Source organism: Pseudoalteromonas sp. Scap06 (assembly GCF_013394165.1).
GTDB lineage: Bacteria > Pseudomonadota > Gammaproteobacteria > Enterobacterales > Alteromonadaceae > Pseudoalteromonas.
The window spans coordinates 15,706-31,915 of record NZ_CP041331.1 but is presented as its reverse complement, the minus strand read 5'-3'; the positions used below and the strand labels follow the sequence as shown (position 1 = coordinate 31,915).

The window sequence follows — 16,210 nt, the reverse complement described above, 5'->3', positions numbered from 1 at the left end:
GTAGGTACTTGTAATTCACTACCTACCACTGAATTAGGGATTACGGGTTAGCGATAATCACGTTGTCTATACGGTAAACAGCGCCTTCACCTGTCCCCCACGCTGGAAACATCATAAGTACATTGATATCGCTAATGTCTAAACCGGCAGCAAACAGTGACTGTAATGTAAATGTGTAGGTTTGCCATTGGCCATTAACGGGTACTTCCCCCTCAACGCTTTGTGAAAGAGGAAGCTCTACCGCTGTTGCTGCGCCTGTTGACTCAATTTTAAATGTCCATACAGCGTCAGGATTATTTGGCGGGGTTACCACTTTCATTTCAAACTGCACAACGCCATTAGCTAGTATTGCTGATGCATCGAAAGAGATACCGTCGTCGGCTAAAAAGCCCATTACCGTTGGCGCAGAGCCAATAACAAATTCAGCTACAGTACCGTGATCAGCATCGTCAATTTCTTCTGTTGGGGTAGAGCCGCCACAACAGTCCCAAATGCTCCACATATCTGCGGCAGTATTTTGGAAAATAGTGATTTCATCGCCTGCTGATGCACTAGGATCGTACATCTTAGCGTTATCAACACGGTAAACCGCACCTTCACCTGTGCCCCATGCTGGGAATATCATTACTACGTCAATGGCACTTACATCTAAACCTGCGCCCGCTAAGTCAGCGAATGTAAAGGTGTAAGTTTTCCACTCACCTACAATAGGTGCATCGCCAGCATCTGTTAATGGTAATTCTACCGCGGTATCACCCTCATTAGATTCTATTTTCATTAACCAAGTGGCATCTGGGTTATTTGGGTTTGACATCACTTTCACATCAAACTGTAGTAAACCATTTTCTAAAATGCTGGTTGCATCAAATGGAGTACCGCTACCACCAGCAGATGAACGAGTATTAAAGCCCATTACAGTGGGGGCTTCGCCAATAGTGAATTCTGCGGTTAAGCCGTGTTCTGCATCGTCCATAACTTCTGTTGGAGTAGAGCCGCCACAACAATCCCACATCGGCCAATCTAAGTTTTGTCCATCTGTAAATAAGTCTACTGATGGTGATTCACCTACATCGCCCTCAATAGCCACGTTGGTAATTAAATATTCAGCGCCTTCGCCAGTTTGCCATGCTGGGAATACCATTAATACATCAATGGCACTTAAATCTAAGCCTCTTTCTTGTAGTAGAGAAAGCGGAAATGTATAGGTTTGCCATTGGCCTGTAACCGGTGTTACGCCTTCAACACTATCGCTAAGCGCTACATCGCCTGTATTAGGTCCGCCATCACCCGCTTCGGCTTTTAATAGCCAAGTTGTCGAAGATGTTGGCGGCGTTACTACTTTCATATCAAAAGTTAATCGACCATTTAGATCAAGAAGGAGTGATGCGTCAAATGGAGATGAGGTGCCGGTAAAATCATCTGGGAAGTGACCACCACGAGTTGAAAAACCTAAAACAGTACCGTTATTATCGTTAATGTTAAACTTAATAGCGTCACCTTTTTCAGCATCGGTTATAGTTTCTGGTGTGGTTCCACCACAACAATCCCATGCGATCCAGTTGGCGTTTAATGTGCCATTGAATATATCAAGGTTTCTTGCAATGCCATCACTTGGTGGAGTAGGTACAGGGGCTTTACCTTCAACAAGTGCATCATCTAGGCTATCGTAACCTGGGCGCACAGTTTCACAACCTTTACCTGTGTCAGTATTTGCAGCGCATTGATAAACCCGTACGTAATCAACCTCAAAGCTTTGACCTTCTGCAAATGCTGCAGCGTCAACACCTAAGTTGTTTACATTTTCAGGCCAGTCACCACCAACGGCGTTATTTAAAATAAGGTAAAAATCTTTATCAAATGGGGCATTATCCCAGTGAGTGGTAAGTTCGCCATTACCTTGTTCAAAGTATTCAGCAAACCAGCCTTTATGTTTAAGGCCAACAGCCTCATCTTTAGAGTTGTAACGAACTTCAGAGCGACGTTGTGTGGCATATAAGTAGCCATCTACGTACCAGCGAATTTCGCCTTCTTGCCATTCAATAGCGTAGGTGTGGAAGTCATCTGCGGGATTCATTCCCTCAGGCAGAGTATAAGCTTTGCCTGAGCTTGAGTTATTTGGCCACTCGCGACCATAGTGAAGTGTGCCATGAATATTTGCTTCAACGGTGCCATCTTCAGCGATTGTTTTTAAATTTACCGCTTCTAAAATATCAATTTCGCCAGAGCGCGGCCAAGTGCCATATACTTCGTCGGTTGGCATCATCCAAAATGCAGGCCAGCTACCTTGACCTGACGGTAGTTTTGCACGCATTTCAAAGCGACCATAAGTAAAGTCAGCGTTGTAACGGGTATTTAAACGGGCTGACGTGTATGGTTTTTCTGCACCTTCTTCAGCAGGTAGGGCGACTATATTTAGTGCACCGTCTTTAATAAAGGCATTTTGTTCACTGTCGGTGTAACATTGTTTTTCGTTATTACCACCGCCGGCGCAGTTTAATTCAAAGTTCCACTTATTTGTATCAATGCTTGTGCCATCAAATTCATCACTCCAAACCATTTGCCAATCTGAAACTGGCTGGGCAGGATCTACTTTTTCAAAATTGGATGTTGTCGCAGCATCGCCGCCACAGCCAGCCAAAGACGCTAATGATATAGCAGCCAAAAGGCGAGTAATGCGTGTTGTTTCAATGTTCATAACTGAACCCCGTTCAACTGATTATTGTCAGAATATAGTGTATTTGTTGATTTTGTCATTTTGTAAGCGCTTACATTTTTGTGTGTGATAAATGTAAGCGCTTACAAATGATATGGGGGATTTCAAACTTGGTCAAGAATTTGTTTATTTAATTTACAATTGGTTTACTTTAAATAAGCTGCTTTTGTTAATGTAGCAGCTCAAAAGCTTAGATAATGTAACAAACTAAGCTGAAATAGGCCCATTTCTCTGCTTAGTTTAGGCTAGTTGCTACTTTTTAAATGGTAACGTTAACAAATACCACAAGGACGCGTTTTGTTTTGGGTCGGGATATTGGGCTAAGCCGATGTTTAGTTTATTATCTGATAATGTGGCGCTGGTTTTGTAGCTGCCAAAAAGTCTATCCCACCAAGTTACGCTAAAGCCAAAGTTACTATTTGTTTCTTCGGGATTTTGGCTATGATGAATACGATGCAGTATTTGAGTCATTAAGATAAGCCGAAGTGGTTTTTCTATTGCATTGTGTAAACGTATATTGGCGTGGTTAAATAGCGCTAATCCATTAAGTGCAATTTCAAATATTAATACTGCAATAGCAGGTACACCCAAAGCGGTAACGGCAATCAATTTTATAAGTATGCTGAGTACAATTTCGATAGGGTGAAAACGCAAACCTGTGCTGGTATCTACATGCGCATCGGCGTGGTGCACACGATGCAAACGCCACAAAATTGGCACGTTATGAAATAACCTATGCTGCCAATATATAAGTATATCAAGCAGTAGCATGCTTAAAATAATAGCAACACTACTTGGTGTGGCTATTTGATTAAATAAACCGATACCGTGCTCTTGGTTATAAAGCGCTACGGCAGTTAAGCCTATGGGTACACTTAAGCGAGCAATTAGTGATGAAGCAAACACCAGTCCAAAATTAGCGAACCATCGGGTGTTACTTTTTATAGGCGATTTACGCGCAGGCATACGCGATTCTAGCAGCATCATAATAACCAAAATGCTAAAAAAGAACCCTAAACGCCACCAAATTTCATTACTCATTGGCTTGTGTAACCTCATCAGCTTCTTGGAGTTTTAACGTGTTATATCCTCCATGTATACGTGTAAAAATAGTAATAGCGCACGCAGTGGCAAAAATACTCGCCATTATGGCAAAGTGCTGCGGCCAAATACAAAAGGCAATAAATAGCGCTATGGTTTCTGTGCCTTCGGTTAAACCATTTAAATAGTAAAAACTTTTGTATTTAAACTGGGGTTTTTCGAGCTTAAATTTTTCGGCGGCTATGGCAAAGGCTAAAAAGCTTGAGCCTGTGCCTATAAAGGTGGCCAGTAATACGGCCCCGGCAATGGCGTTTTGCTCGGGGTTTGCCAAAATAAAGCCAAGCGGAATTGCCGCGTAAAATAAAAAATCGAGGGTAATATCTAAAAAACCGCCAGCGCTTGAACTTAAATTTGCATGGCGTGCCAATGCGCCATCTAGCCCATCTAAAATACGATTTAAAGCAATAGCCGTTAACGCTGCGTACCACATTTCATACGCAATTAATGGCACTGCTAATAGCCCTATTAAAAAGCCTGCCACAGTAAGTTGGTCGGGCGTTATGCCGCGCTTGTGCATTAACGCTACAACGGGGGTTAACAGTGGCTTTATTATTGGGGTGATGTATTTGTCTAACATGCTTGGTGCCTTGTACTTTTTGTGCGTTTATTTGGCTAAATTTAAGGTGATCAGTTTGCCGTTTGCGGCCTCTGCATCGCTATGATCGTGGGTTACCATAATAGCGGGCAATTTATGCTCGCGTATTTGGCTAAATACTAGCTCGCGCGTATCTACTCTTAATTGGGTGTCGAGCTTGCTAAAGGGCTCATCAAGTAAAATAGCTTTTGGCTCGCTTAATAGCATACGCAATAAAGCAACGCGGGCTTGTTGTCCACCAGAGAGGTTGTCGGGGTGGCGATTAGCCATGCCTTTTAATCCTACCTGTTCAAGGGCGTGCTCTATTTTTTCAAGGCGCCGTTTTTTATTGCCTTTAGGCATAGCAAAGGCAATGTTACCGCTTACCGATAAATGCGAAAATAATAACGCATCTTGATAAAGCACGCCTATGTGGCGTAAATGTGCGGGTAAGTTATTAATGTTTTTACCGTTAAGCCACACTTCGCCGTTTGCGCTAAAACCACTGGGTAATGTACCCGTAAGCCAATTTAAAAAGCTTGATTTACCACTGCCTGATGGCCCCATAATAGTGAGTATTTCGCCGCCTTTTACCTGCTCGTTTAAGCTTAGTAATTGCTCGTGTTGACGATAAAGCTCACAATTTTTAATCTCTAAAGATGACTGCATTAAAAACCTTTTAATTTATGGGTTAGCGATGTGCGCTTTTAAAAAAGTACTTAGGTAAAACCCACGCCAGTATAAAGCCAATGAGTGGTAATGCCATTTGCATAATGGCATACACTGCACTGGTGCGCCTACTTGCGCCATTAGCAAGGGTGACCGCTTCGGTTGTTATGGTTGCTATGCGCCCGCCACCGGCTAAAAGTGTAGGCAAATATTGGCCAAAGCTAATGGCCAAACCAAGTGCCGCCGCAATTAAAATAGGGGCAAATAACTGGGGTAATTTTACTTGTAAAAACACTTTGCAGGGTGTTGCGCCAAGGCTTGCTGCTACATGAGCAAAACGAGGGTCTAATCGCCTATAACTGCTCGCAAGCGATAAAAACACATACGGCAGTACAAACAATAAATGGGTAAATACCACATTAAAAAACGCGGCCTGGTTATTTACTAATTGTTGCAGCCACACTAGGCCAAATAAAAACGCAATACTTGGTACAAGCAACGGTAAATAAATAATTAAGCTGGTAAAGCGCGACATGGGTTTTGCACTTAACTGCTCTGACTCTAAGCACAAAAGGGTAATAATAATGGCAAATAACGTAGTAACTAGCCCTATAGCAAGGGTATTATAAAGCGGGCTTTGCATTTGCATTAGCGCACTTTTAAAGTGAAGTAGCGTGAGCTGATCGGGCAATGCCGCCGGAAAACGCCAAAATCCGGCAACCGACCACATAATTAAGCCAATTAACGAGAGCAAAATAAAGCCAATTATAAATACTGTTAATGCGGTCGTTATTTTTTGCCAATAAACACCGCCATATTCTCGCTCGCCATTGGTTAGTAAATCACTAAATAATGCTTTTATAGTTTTTTCGCCGCCAAGCCAAAGAGCTAGTAAACCCCCAGTAAGTACAAGCTGCAATAATGCCCCCGCAGAAGCTTTAATACGCAGGTTTAAATCTACGTCGTTAAACCAATGCATAATGGCTACAGCCAATGTGGGTGGAGTATTTGGCCCCAAAATAAGTGGCATTTCTACACTTGCGCTGGCATAAGCCAATACGGCTAAAATCGGTAGGCGCAGCAATGGGTAAAGGCTTGGCAGAATCACTTTAAAAAAAGCAGTCATAGGGCAGTAGCCTAAATTAAGCGCTACTTTATGTTGTTGGCGCAGTTTTTTGCCAAGCTCAGGTTGGGCAAGCACACCTAGCGCCATTAACAGTAAAAAAGGTAGCTCTTTAAGGGTTAAGCCTAAAATTATACTTATACCAAACGCGTCATGCGGAAACATGCCGTTAGGGGCAAGTTCCCATCCACTAAACCAAGGCGATACTAAACGCGAGATCATACCCGAAGGAGCAATTAAAAAACCAACGGCTATAGCGGCTGCTGCGTGGGGGATTACGAGTATGGGACTTAGTAAACGCTGAATACGGTTAAGCCACGGGCTATTAAAAAATGCCGCTAAAATCATTAACGTAATGATAAAGGCAAGTAAGGTGCTTATTAATCCGCTGCTAACACTTAGCATAACCATGTGTGTTAGGCCGGGTGTTTGCACAAGCATAGTAAAGCCATGTAGGCCAAGTGTTGTATGCTCAAGTACTGGTGCATAACCAAAAGCGGGCAATAGCACGCTGATTAGGCCACCTATTACCGGTAAAATTAGCAATGCCAGTAAAAAATGTGGGCTTAATTTAACTAATTTACTAAACATATCGGCGCTTTTGTGTGGTTTAAGTGTTGAGCTCGCTGCTAACTTATTAGAAACAACACTCATTGGCTTACTCCAAAACGCGCTTGCCAACCTTGCATAATAGCGTTTACCCAGCTTGGGTGTGGCTCGCTAAGCGTGCGTTTAATGCTATTTAAGGGTAATGCGCTTGGATGCGGTTCCACCGTTTTAAACAAGGCTTGCTGCTTTTGGCTCAATGTAGATTGAATCAATACACTTTTATCCCCCCAAACTGAAGGTTTTTGCTTATGTGCTTGCGCCTTTGGACTTAATAAAAAATTAGCCACTAATTGCGCACTTTGTGCATGGCTTGCATTATAAGGTATGGCTACAAAGTGGGTGTTACTTAAACTGCCATCTTGCATAGCATAACTGCGAATACTTTTTGGTAAATCATAACGTTTAACGGCGGCGGGTACTTCGGGCGCTGAAAACGTAAACGCTATGCTTAGCTCGGTGTCGCCTACTAAGCGGCGCATTTGTGCACCACTTTGCATAAAGTGTTTACCGCCGCGCCAAAGTGTTGGGTGCAGCTTATTTAAAAAGTTCCATAACGGGTTTAATATTTGAGCTGTGTTTTGTGCAGTAGCTAGCTGATTTAACTGCGCTTTAAGTGAGTCATCGCTTTGTTGATGTAGCATAACAAGCGCGTATTTTAAAAAGCTCATTCCTAAAAAATCAGGTGGCTTTGGGTAACTAAAGCGCCCTGGGTTTTGTGCGCTCCAGCTAAGTAATTGGTTTAGGGTTGTTGGTAGTGTGTTATTTGCAGTGCCATCTATTGCTAAGCTGTCGTAGTAAAAGGTGAGCGATGCTTGACCCCAAGGGGCTTCCATTCCATTAGTGGGTATTCCAAAATCAAAATTAACCGCAGGGTTATTGCTAGGGTCGGTATAGCTAAAGTTAGGCAGCTTATTAGCCCATTGTTTAAGTAATAATGAGTGCTCGCTCATGGTGGCAAAGTTAGCACCGTTTATCCAAATTAAATCTACGCTGCCTTTATCGTTATTGTTTGCTGATTTTTCAGCGAGTACGCGGCTAACGGCCTCGCTGGTGTCGCTAAGCTTTACATGCACTAACTCAATGTTATATTTAGCTTTTACTTGCTCAGCCGCCCACTGAATATAGGCATTTATTTGCGCATCGCCGCCCCATGCATAAAAATATACGCTTTGGTCTTTACCTAACTTTTCAACTTGCTGCCAACGGCTTTGTAATTGTGTACTTGCTAGGCTTTTAAAACTAATAACAAGGCAAATGCAAAAGGCGACACAGAATAAGCTGTATCGCGATAATGTTTGCCAAAATTTATTGGCGAGCATTTAAATCCCAGTTGTAGTCTAAAAACTTAACTTTCATGTTGTTATTTTTAAGTGCTTTTTGCTGAGCGGGTGTCAGCTTGAGTGCTTTAGGGTATTGCATAAAAAACTGCTGTAGCGTATTGGCGCCTTTAAAGCCTTGTTCAAAATCATCGCCGTACCACTTAAATATTGAAGACACACTTAGCGTGTTATCTTGCGCTATATTACGAGTCATATCTGATAAAAAACGCACCGTTTGCTCTTGCAGTTGGCTTTCTAAGTCAGTGGCATTGTATGCTTCTTCACGAAGTGCAGGGCAGCCAATACTTGCGCAATTTACTGCAAAGTGAATACGTGGGTCGTTATATTTACCATTACCACGTATTAAACCATGCTCTATATCATCAAGGCTGCGCGTTTTACCAAGTAATGGCACAAACTCTTTGCTCCACGGTGAGCTAAAAAAGCTGCCTAAATCTTTAATCGATTTAAGTTCTGGGTACTTAGTTAATATAAGCTCAACAGTAAAGGCATTATACGCATTGATTAAAAACGCAAGTTGCTTTGGTTTTTCCCACATATCAAACTCGTTTTGCGTAACCGCCGATAACGAATCTAAATAGCTTTTAAGCTCACTGTGCTTAGCTTTAATTGCTGCATAATCAACCTCAGTGCTGTGACCATGGTTAATAGCTACAACATGATTGTTTAATAACGCATCCCAGCTATCGTGCATGTTTTCAGCTTTGCTTGCAAACGATGTTGCAAGCAAAGCTGACCCTAACAATAGCGCTTTTAAAGGTGTTTTAAACATATTAGCCTCTGCGCCATGCGTGGTATTTTTCAAGCATGTTAAGTACTTTTTCTGGTGCATGAGCGCGTTTCCACTCGCCTGCTGCGTACTTGTTACCTTCAGCCCACGTAGGGTAGCTATGAATTGTACCTAGTATTTTGTTAAGGCCTAAACCGTGTTTCATTGCCAGTACAAACTCAGCTATTAAATCGCCAGCGTGCTCAGATACCACTGTAACACCGAGTATTTTGTCTTTGCCTTTAGGGGTAATTACTTTTATAAAGCCTTTGGTTGCGCTGTCGGTAATGGCGCGGTCTAGCTCTTCAAATTCAAAGCGAGTGATTTCATAATCTATGCCTTTATCAATAGCGTCTTGCTCGTTTAAGCCAACACGTGCTACTTCAGGGTCAATAAATGTGGTCCACGGAATGACACGGTAATCTACTTTAAACTTTTTAAGATTACCAAATAAGCCATTTACTGCTGCGTACCAACCCTGGTGAGCAGCTACGTGTGTAAACTGATACGGGCCTACAATATCGCCCGCGGCAAAAATGTTAGGGTAAAGCGTTTCAAGGTATTCGTTAGTAACTACAGTGCGGTTAGTTTCTATGCCAAGTTCTTCAAGGCCGTAACCTTTAAGGCGAGCGCTTCGGCCAACAGCACATAGTAGTTCATCGTATTCAATATCGATTTCGGTATCGTTATGTTTTACCACAATGAATTTTTTACCGTCGCGCGCTTCACAGCGTAGTGCCTGATGCGAGGTTAAAATGTTTACGCCACTTTCTGTCAGCGCTTCGTGAGCAAAGGTAGACACTTCTAAGTCTTCTTTGATCATAATGCGTTCAGCCATTTCAATTTGCGAAACATTTGAGCCTAAGCGTGCAAAACTTTGTGCAAGTTCACACCCAATTGGACCACCGCCAAGTACAACAAGCTTTTTAGGGGCTTCTTCAAGCTCAGCAAATTTAGTCCATAATGTATCGCTTGTTACATAGCCTGTTTCTTCAATACCAGGTAATGGCGGTACAAATGGGCGTGCACCAGTGGCAATAACAATAGTACGGGCTGTGAGTGTTTGCGTGCCGCCATCGTTAAGTTTAATTTCTACAGTCCACGGGTCTAATAATTTACCGTAGCCTTTTACAACATCTACACCAAGGTTTGTGTAGCGCTCAACGCTATCGTGCGGGGCGATGTCGGCAATTACTTTATGTACACGTGCCATTACTTTTTTAAACGAAAACTGCGGTGCCATGTTTTCTAAGCCGTAGTGTTCACCGTGGCGAATTTGCTCAGCAATTTTAGCGCTTTTAATAACGGCTTTACTTGGCACACACCCGTAGTTTAAACAGTCGCCACCCATTTCGCCGGCTTCAATTAGGGTTACTTTGGCTTTAACTGCTGCTGCAATGTAGCTTGTCACTAAGCCGCCAGCACCTGCGCCAATAACAATCATGTTACGGTCAAACTTTTTAGGTTTAGTGTAATTTTTGTATACGCGACGTTTTTTTATTGCATTTATTAGGCTTTTTGCAATTAACGGGAATACCCCTAATAACGCAAACGATAAAATTAAATCCAGCGATAAAATGCCAGATAAGCTCTCTATTTGCGCAAGTTGCGTACCTGCGTTTACAAATACAAAGGTACCCGCCAGCATGCCTACTTGGCTTACCCAGTAAAAAGTCCATGACTTAATAGCGGTTAAACCCATTAATAAATTAATTAAAAAGAACGGAAAAACAGGCACTAAGCGCAGCGTAAATAAGTAAAATGCGCCTTCTTTTTCAACCCCAGTATCTATAGCGGCTAAACGTTCAGGAAAGCGTTTTTTTATGGTATCGCGCAATAAATAACGTGACACTAAAAATGCCAACGTAGCACCAATGCTTGAGGCAAACGAGGCAACTAATAGACCTTGCGCCAAACCAAATAATGCACCTGCGGCTAGCGTTAAAATAGCTGCACCGGGCAGTGATAGCGCGGTCACTAATATATAAAGTAAAAAGAACCCTCCGATCACCAAAAACGGTGATTGGGCTTTGTACTGATCAAATTGCGCCATTGACCCTTTTAGCCCGTCAAGGGTAAGAAGCTGGTTTAGGTCATAAAAAAAGAATAAGCCGACACCTATCGCCGCCAGTAATAACAAACTTAATTTTTTTAACATGCTATCTCTCAAACGGTTTAAAAGTTATGGGTAAGCGTGAGCTTAGCGTTAATTGGTAATTCTGGGAACGCGAGTGTCGCGCCAAAATAACCGCCTTCAAATACAGGGCGCCAGTTTTGCTGATCGGTAATATTATTTACATCAAGCCTCAATTTAGTTGCTGAGGTAAACGCATAGCTGGTATTAACATTTAAGGTGTGCTGATCGCGAATGTATACGGTAGCCAAAAAATCCAATGGGTAGCTTTTAGTATACAGGGCAGAAAATCCAGCTTGCCACTGAGAAGTAATTGTATAGTTAGCGTTTAAGCTTAACGATTGCTCTGGGATCCCTTGTACTTGACGGTTTGAGGGAGCAAAAGCTGTATAACTTGGTGCACCAATGCTGTTACCCGCAATAATATCGGGACGCGAATTATCAAACGCATCGGCTATTTGAGCTGAGTCTTGGCCTGTCGCAGAGTTATCATAACGGGCATCAATGTAACTGTAGCCTGCGCTTACCCAGTAAGGGTAAGCGTCGTAAAATACTTGGCTTTCGAATCCGGTTGTACGAATGCCAGTATTGCTACCATCGCGATTACGTAAGCTGCGGCGTTGGCTAAATACAGCAGCATCTGCATACCAGTCGCTTTGTGTTGGCGCATATTTCACGCCAAACTCGACTAAAGTATTTTCCGTAGCAAAATTTTGTGCGCTAATTGTATTGTCACCACCTAACGTATTGCCGCCGGCCATGCTGTTAGAGGTGGCTTCGTTATAACTTGCTGCCGCATAAGTGGTTAAATCGTCATTAACTGAGTAATTAACGCTCAGCTGCGCTGATTGCAGTGTATCATTTATGCTATCACTAGCCGCTATTTGACCTTGAGGCGCAATGGGGTCGCGTGCTTCTACATCATAGTAATCAACACGATAGCCAGCACTGGTGCGTAAGCTGTCAGTCCATTGTGAGTCTTGTTGAATGGCAATGCCGGTTTGCCATGAGCGTGAGTCTGTCGTATCTGATAAATTAAAATCACCACTGCCATCATTGTTAATATCGTACTGACCACCAGGGGATACATATACACCAGAACGTAGCTCTACCAAACGTGCTTTTTGAGTATCAGTTAATGGAATGCGGCGGTTTGAAAGTGGGCCAGTTAAATCAATAGGTGTGTCGGCTTCAGTAGTAAACTGGCTGTAACCCAATACTTTATTATAACGAACATCAACAGCAAATAAGGTTTGCTGCTCATCGCTCCATTGATACGTAAGTTCAGTGCGGTTTTGTGCGGTATCGGCACCATCAATTATTTCAACAAAACTATTTTGTGCTATTTCTTCGCGCTGCAAATGTTGAAAGTAACTAATGTTCTTAATCGACATTACATCAGACAGTGCGCGCTTATAAATACTGTGAACTAAATAAGTGGTTGCTTGATTGAGATTATCAGGATCGGTAAGCACACGGCTGGTATCTATTTTGACTTGTCCTGTAGGCGATATAATAGAGCCTGCGCTAGGCACTGTGCTGCCATTCGCTTGTAACCCTTGACCAGTAATGTAAAGATTATGATCGATAAGCGCTTGGGTAGGGCGGTTTATACCGGCGTTATCGGTAAATTCTGTTTGGTACAGTTCAAAGTTAATGTCCCAACTGCTTTTATCATCCGGTAAAATTTTTAATGCCGCAAACAAGCTATCACTTTGTGTGGCTGAATAGTCATAATAACTACCCTGATCAATATGTTCATAGCTAACACGTAAGCCAATTTTATCCTCAACAATCGGTGCGTTGTAATCTACTTGGGCACTATACTTATCCCAACTGCCTGCAGACAACTTCACATTGCCTTTGCGCTGATCAGTTGACGCTGTTTTAGAGTGTAAGTTTACAAAGCCACCGTTACGTTGGCTTGAACCAAACAATACAGGTGGTGCGCCTTTAACCACATCGATTTGTTCTATCGCATTAAACGACAACGGCACACCAAAACCATTATTACCTGCTTGACGTCGAGTACCATCTTGAAATAACTCACCTAACTGGCCGCGGATCGTCGGTAAGCTTGGTGCACCAAAACCACTGGCCGCGTATGTATTAGGACTTACAGCGAGCACATCGTGCAATGTTGTTATATTTAATTGCTCAATTAAGTCTTTAGAGATAGGCGTCACAGAGCGAGCTATGTCTTGTAAAGCCAGGTTGTCGCCAAAAGGGCCGTTTACTGTGGTGTTTTTAATAGAGAGGTTTTTAGATTTAAGCGCTTGACCTGCCACCTCAATTCGCTCAATGGGGTCAGAGCTAGTTGTTTCATTAGCCTGAGCAGCTAATGCTACATTTAACAGGGGGGCGAGGGTTAAAGCTAAATACGTGTATTTCAAATCGTGTTTCTCTATTTTTATATGTTGATGTACACAAAAGACCAAGACAGGTAAAAATATCTTTCAATCAATTGCTAAAAATTTTTATTTTTTATCTTAGCGCTTAGATAATAGTGCCTTTAAACAAATCAACTTAAGATTAGTTTAGGTTTAATTTTAATTATTTGAAAATAAAAAAACGATTATACGGTCTTACTTGCCAATTAGTTTATTTATATCTTTTTTAAGGAAATTCTATGACAGATTCGATCAATACAGATGTACAAACTCGTTTGCAATGGTCGCTTTTATCGCTGCGCTTAGGGGTGTTTATTGTGATGGTAATGTGGACACTAGATAAATTTGTAAATCCGGGGCATAGCGCCCGTATTTTTGAACATTTTTATGGGATCAGTGGCTCTACCGATACTATTGCTTATATTTTAGGTGCACTGCAATTATTATTAGTAATAGCATTTTTAGTCGGTTTTAAAAAACGTATTACTTACGGTGTTATTTTTATAATGCATGGACTATCAACGCTGTCTTCTTACAACCAGTACATTGATGGCTTTAATAATTTACTGTTTTTTGCAGCATGGCCGATGTGGGCTGCGTGTTTTGCGCTTTATTTATTACGCGATCAAGACGTAAAATTTACCGTTAAATAATAAGCAAAAAAAATGGTTATAAGCGTTAGCCTATAACCAATAAAGTACACAGGGAGTGTAGGAAGTTCTGTTGAGCACAGTAAGCGGTTAGCAAGCCATTTACTGTGTGTGACTAAAAGCACTTATTGATGCTTTAAGTTGCTTTAATAAATACGTACAATAATAAAAGCAAAGCTAATGCCAATTTTTAACAGTATGAATTTTATAGATATTTATATTGTTTGGATTGTGGCTTTGCATAATGCAGGTAATTTTTTCTATATTGCAACGGTAAAAGTTACCTACTTTGCAATATGAAAAAATGGCACTGTTTTAGAATCCGATACAACTAAAAGCAGCGAAGATTTAAAAATCAGCGGCTACTTCAAATTCTAATCGTTCATGACTAATAGGATGGGTAAAAGCTAAATACTCGGCATGCAAATGTAGTCGGTCTGATTTTTCACCGTAGTGGGTGTCGCCCACAATGGGTGTATTTAACCCCAAGTGGTGGGCACAGTGAACACGCAATTGATGAGTACGTCCTGTTTTTGGATAGAGTTGTAAGCGGGTAGTATTATTTTTACGTTCCAGTACCTGCCATGTTGTTAATGACGGCTTCCCCGTTTTGTAACACACCATTTGCCGTGGCTTGTCATCAAAATCAAGCACTAAAGGTAGCTCTATAGTGCCACTTTCAGCAGCAATATTACCCGCCACTAAAGCAACATAACGTTTTTCTACACTACGCTCTATAAACTGTTTTTGCAGTGCTTTATGCACCCGTTTATTTAACGCAATCATTAACAGCCCTGAAGTCGACATGTCTAATCGGTGCACAATAAGTGGCCCCGAAGCGTGTGGGAACTGAGTTTTGATTCGCATATATACCGAATCGTCAATATTAATGCCTGGCACAGATAAAAATTCAGCAGGTTTATTTACCACCAACAAATCATCATCTTGATAAACAATTGTTAGGTCTTTACCCTGTGCAGGGTTGACCAAGAGCGGGTTGTCTTCAACATTTAACCCCTCTAGCATATGTCCTAAAATAGGCTGGCATTTGCTGTAGCACGAAGGGTAATAATGTAAATGATGTCTTATTGCCGATTTTGGCGGTGCGCCCCACCAAAATTCGGCCATAGCCAGAGGCTTTAAATTATGTTTATAAGCATATTGTAATAATTTTGGCGCTGCACAATCTCCCGCACCTGAAGGCGGTGTGTGTTCGGGCAGTTTGGCAAAAATGGCATTCAAATCGGTCACTTCGCCGTTTGCATTTAAAAACTGGTATTGAGCGAATAGCTTTTTTTGTAAATTTTTAGAGAGTACTTTACGGCGTTTTTTTAATCCGTTAATTTCATCATCTATTGTTAGTTGTGCTTGTTCAAGCGCTGCAATGCGTGTTTGCCACTGTTGCTTTAATGCTTGTAGTTGTTTTTTCTCAACAATGCTCTGCCCAGCTAATTGGTTCTTCAGTTTTTCAAACTCATCATTATTGAGTTGTTCGCCGGCGGCTTGCCGTTGCTGTTTTCGCTGTTTTCGAGTTACTTGCATTGCTTGCTGCTTGGCTACAAGTTGTTGCTCATAGTGTTGGCGAGTAGTCACTAACTGTTGCTCAATTTGTTGATAATTATCACTGTTTTGCAAGGCTGTAATTTGCGCATTAATATCGTTAATCACTTGGCTCTGCTGACTAAATTCTGCATCGTCTATATGTTTAAGTGCCACATTTGGCGCAAAATGCAGTTGCTCATCTATCCCCGCTATTTGCCCCGAATAGGCGCTAATAAAGCCTAGCTGTTGCGACTCATCTTGAACAACCAATACGCCAAACATTTTACCGGCATCAATATCATCTGTATCTAAAATAGCCTTATCTAGCTTTTTTAATTGTTGTTGTAATTGTTTTGCAGCGGCAACGGCCTGCGGATGAGGTTTATAATAAAAGGGAAACGTAAACTGCTCAGGCAGTGCAAGGTTATCTATGTTTTCATTAAAAGTGGTAAAGCAGCTAGCAGGGTTTGACATGGCAATAGTGTGATTAGCAGTTATCAGAATAATTAGTCAGAGTGTAACATAAGCAGCGCTGTGCCACTAAGCATGCCTGGCATTACTAACAAAAAGGCCAACATATTATGTTGGCCTTTGGT

General features: G+C 41.8%; 11 protein-coding genes. 1 reads left to right on the top strand and 10 read right to left on the bottom strand.

Annotated elements, in window-relative coordinates:
- Positions 1 to 40: 40 nt before the first annotated feature.
- The 9 genes from FLM47_RS15715 to FLM47_RS15675 form a co-directional block, all read right to left on the bottom strand.
- Entirely contained in the window at positions 41 to 2,695 is a 2,655-nt protein-coding gene (locus tag FLM47_RS15715; RefSeq protein WP_178956897.1) for a glycoside hydrolase family 16 protein, read from the bottom strand.
- Between the two features lie 270 nt (positions 2,696 to 2,965).
- Positions 2,966 to 3,754 (bottom strand): sterol desaturase family protein, encoded by a 789-nt coding sequence (locus tag FLM47_RS15710; RefSeq protein ID WP_178956896.1) that lies wholly within the window; start codon positions 3,752 to 3,754, stop codon positions 2,966 to 2,968.
- Positions 3,747 to 4,391 (bottom strand): CDP-alcohol phosphatidyltransferase family protein, encoded by a 645-nt coding sequence (locus tag FLM47_RS15705; RefSeq protein WP_178956895.1) that lies wholly within the window; start codon positions 4,389 to 4,391, stop codon positions 3,747 to 3,749. The genes FLM47_RS15710 and FLM47_RS15705 overlap by 8 nt, the downstream gene beginning before the upstream one ends.
- A 27-nt stretch (positions 4,392 to 4,418) precedes the next feature.
- Positions 4,419 to 5,057 carry an ATP-binding cassette domain-containing protein gene (locus FLM47_RS15700; RefSeq protein ID WP_178956894.1) on the bottom strand — a complete coding sequence of 213 codons (639 nt, stop codon included), beginning with the start codon at positions 5,055 to 5,057 and terminating at the stop codon, positions 4,419 to 4,421.
- Positions 5,058 to 5,079: 22 nt separating this feature from the next.
- Positions 5,080 to 6,834, bottom strand: a complete 1,755-nt coding sequence (locus FLM47_RS15695; RefSeq protein WP_178956893.1) for an ABC transporter permease — start codon at positions 6,832 to 6,834, stop codon at positions 5,080 to 5,082.
- Positions 6,831 to 8,108: an ABC transporter substrate-binding protein gene (locus FLM47_RS15690; RefSeq protein WP_178956892.1), complete on the bottom strand. Its 1,278-nt coding sequence runs from the start codon at positions 8,106 to 8,108 to the stop codon at positions 6,831 to 6,833. Before FLM47_RS15690 ends, FLM47_RS15695 begins: the two co-directional genes overlap by 4 nt.
- Entirely contained in the window at positions 8,095 to 8,901 is an 807-nt protein-coding gene (locus tag FLM47_RS15685) for a DUF547 domain-containing protein (protein ID WP_178956891.1), read from the bottom strand. Before FLM47_RS15685 ends, FLM47_RS15690 begins: the two co-directional genes overlap by 14 nt.
- 1 nt (position 8,902) lies before the next feature.
- Positions 8,903 to 11,056, bottom strand: coding sequence for an FAD-dependent oxidoreductase (locus tag FLM47_RS15680; RefSeq protein WP_178956890.1), 2,154 nt, complete (start codon positions 11,054 to 11,056; stop codon positions 8,903 to 8,905).
- Positions 11,057 to 11,073: 17 nt separating this feature from the next.
- The gene (locus FLM47_RS15675; protein ID WP_178956889.1) at positions 11,074 to 13,425 is read right to left on the bottom strand and encodes a TonB-dependent siderophore receptor; all 2,352 of its coding nucleotides are present in this window, start codon (positions 13,423 to 13,425) and stop codon (positions 11,074 to 11,076) included.
- Between the two features lie 236 nt (positions 13,426 to 13,661).
- On the opposite strand from FLM47_RS15675, the gene FLM47_RS15670 reads away from it, so the two are divergent.
- On the top strand, positions 13,662 to 14,075 hold the full coding sequence (locus FLM47_RS15670; RefSeq protein ID WP_054201343.1) for a hypothetical protein: 414 nt from the start codon (positions 13,662 to 13,664) through the stop codon (positions 14,073 to 14,075).
- A gap of 345 nt (positions 14,076 to 14,420) precedes the next feature.
- Here the strand turns inward: FLM47_RS15670 and FLM47_RS15665 are convergent, their stop codons facing one another.
- On the bottom strand, positions 14,421 to 16,088 hold the full coding sequence (locus FLM47_RS15665) for an RluA family pseudouridine synthase (RefSeq protein ID WP_178956888.1): 1,668 nt from the start codon (positions 16,086 to 16,088) through the stop codon (positions 14,421 to 14,423).
- Positions 16,089 to 16,210 lie beyond the last annotated feature (122 nt).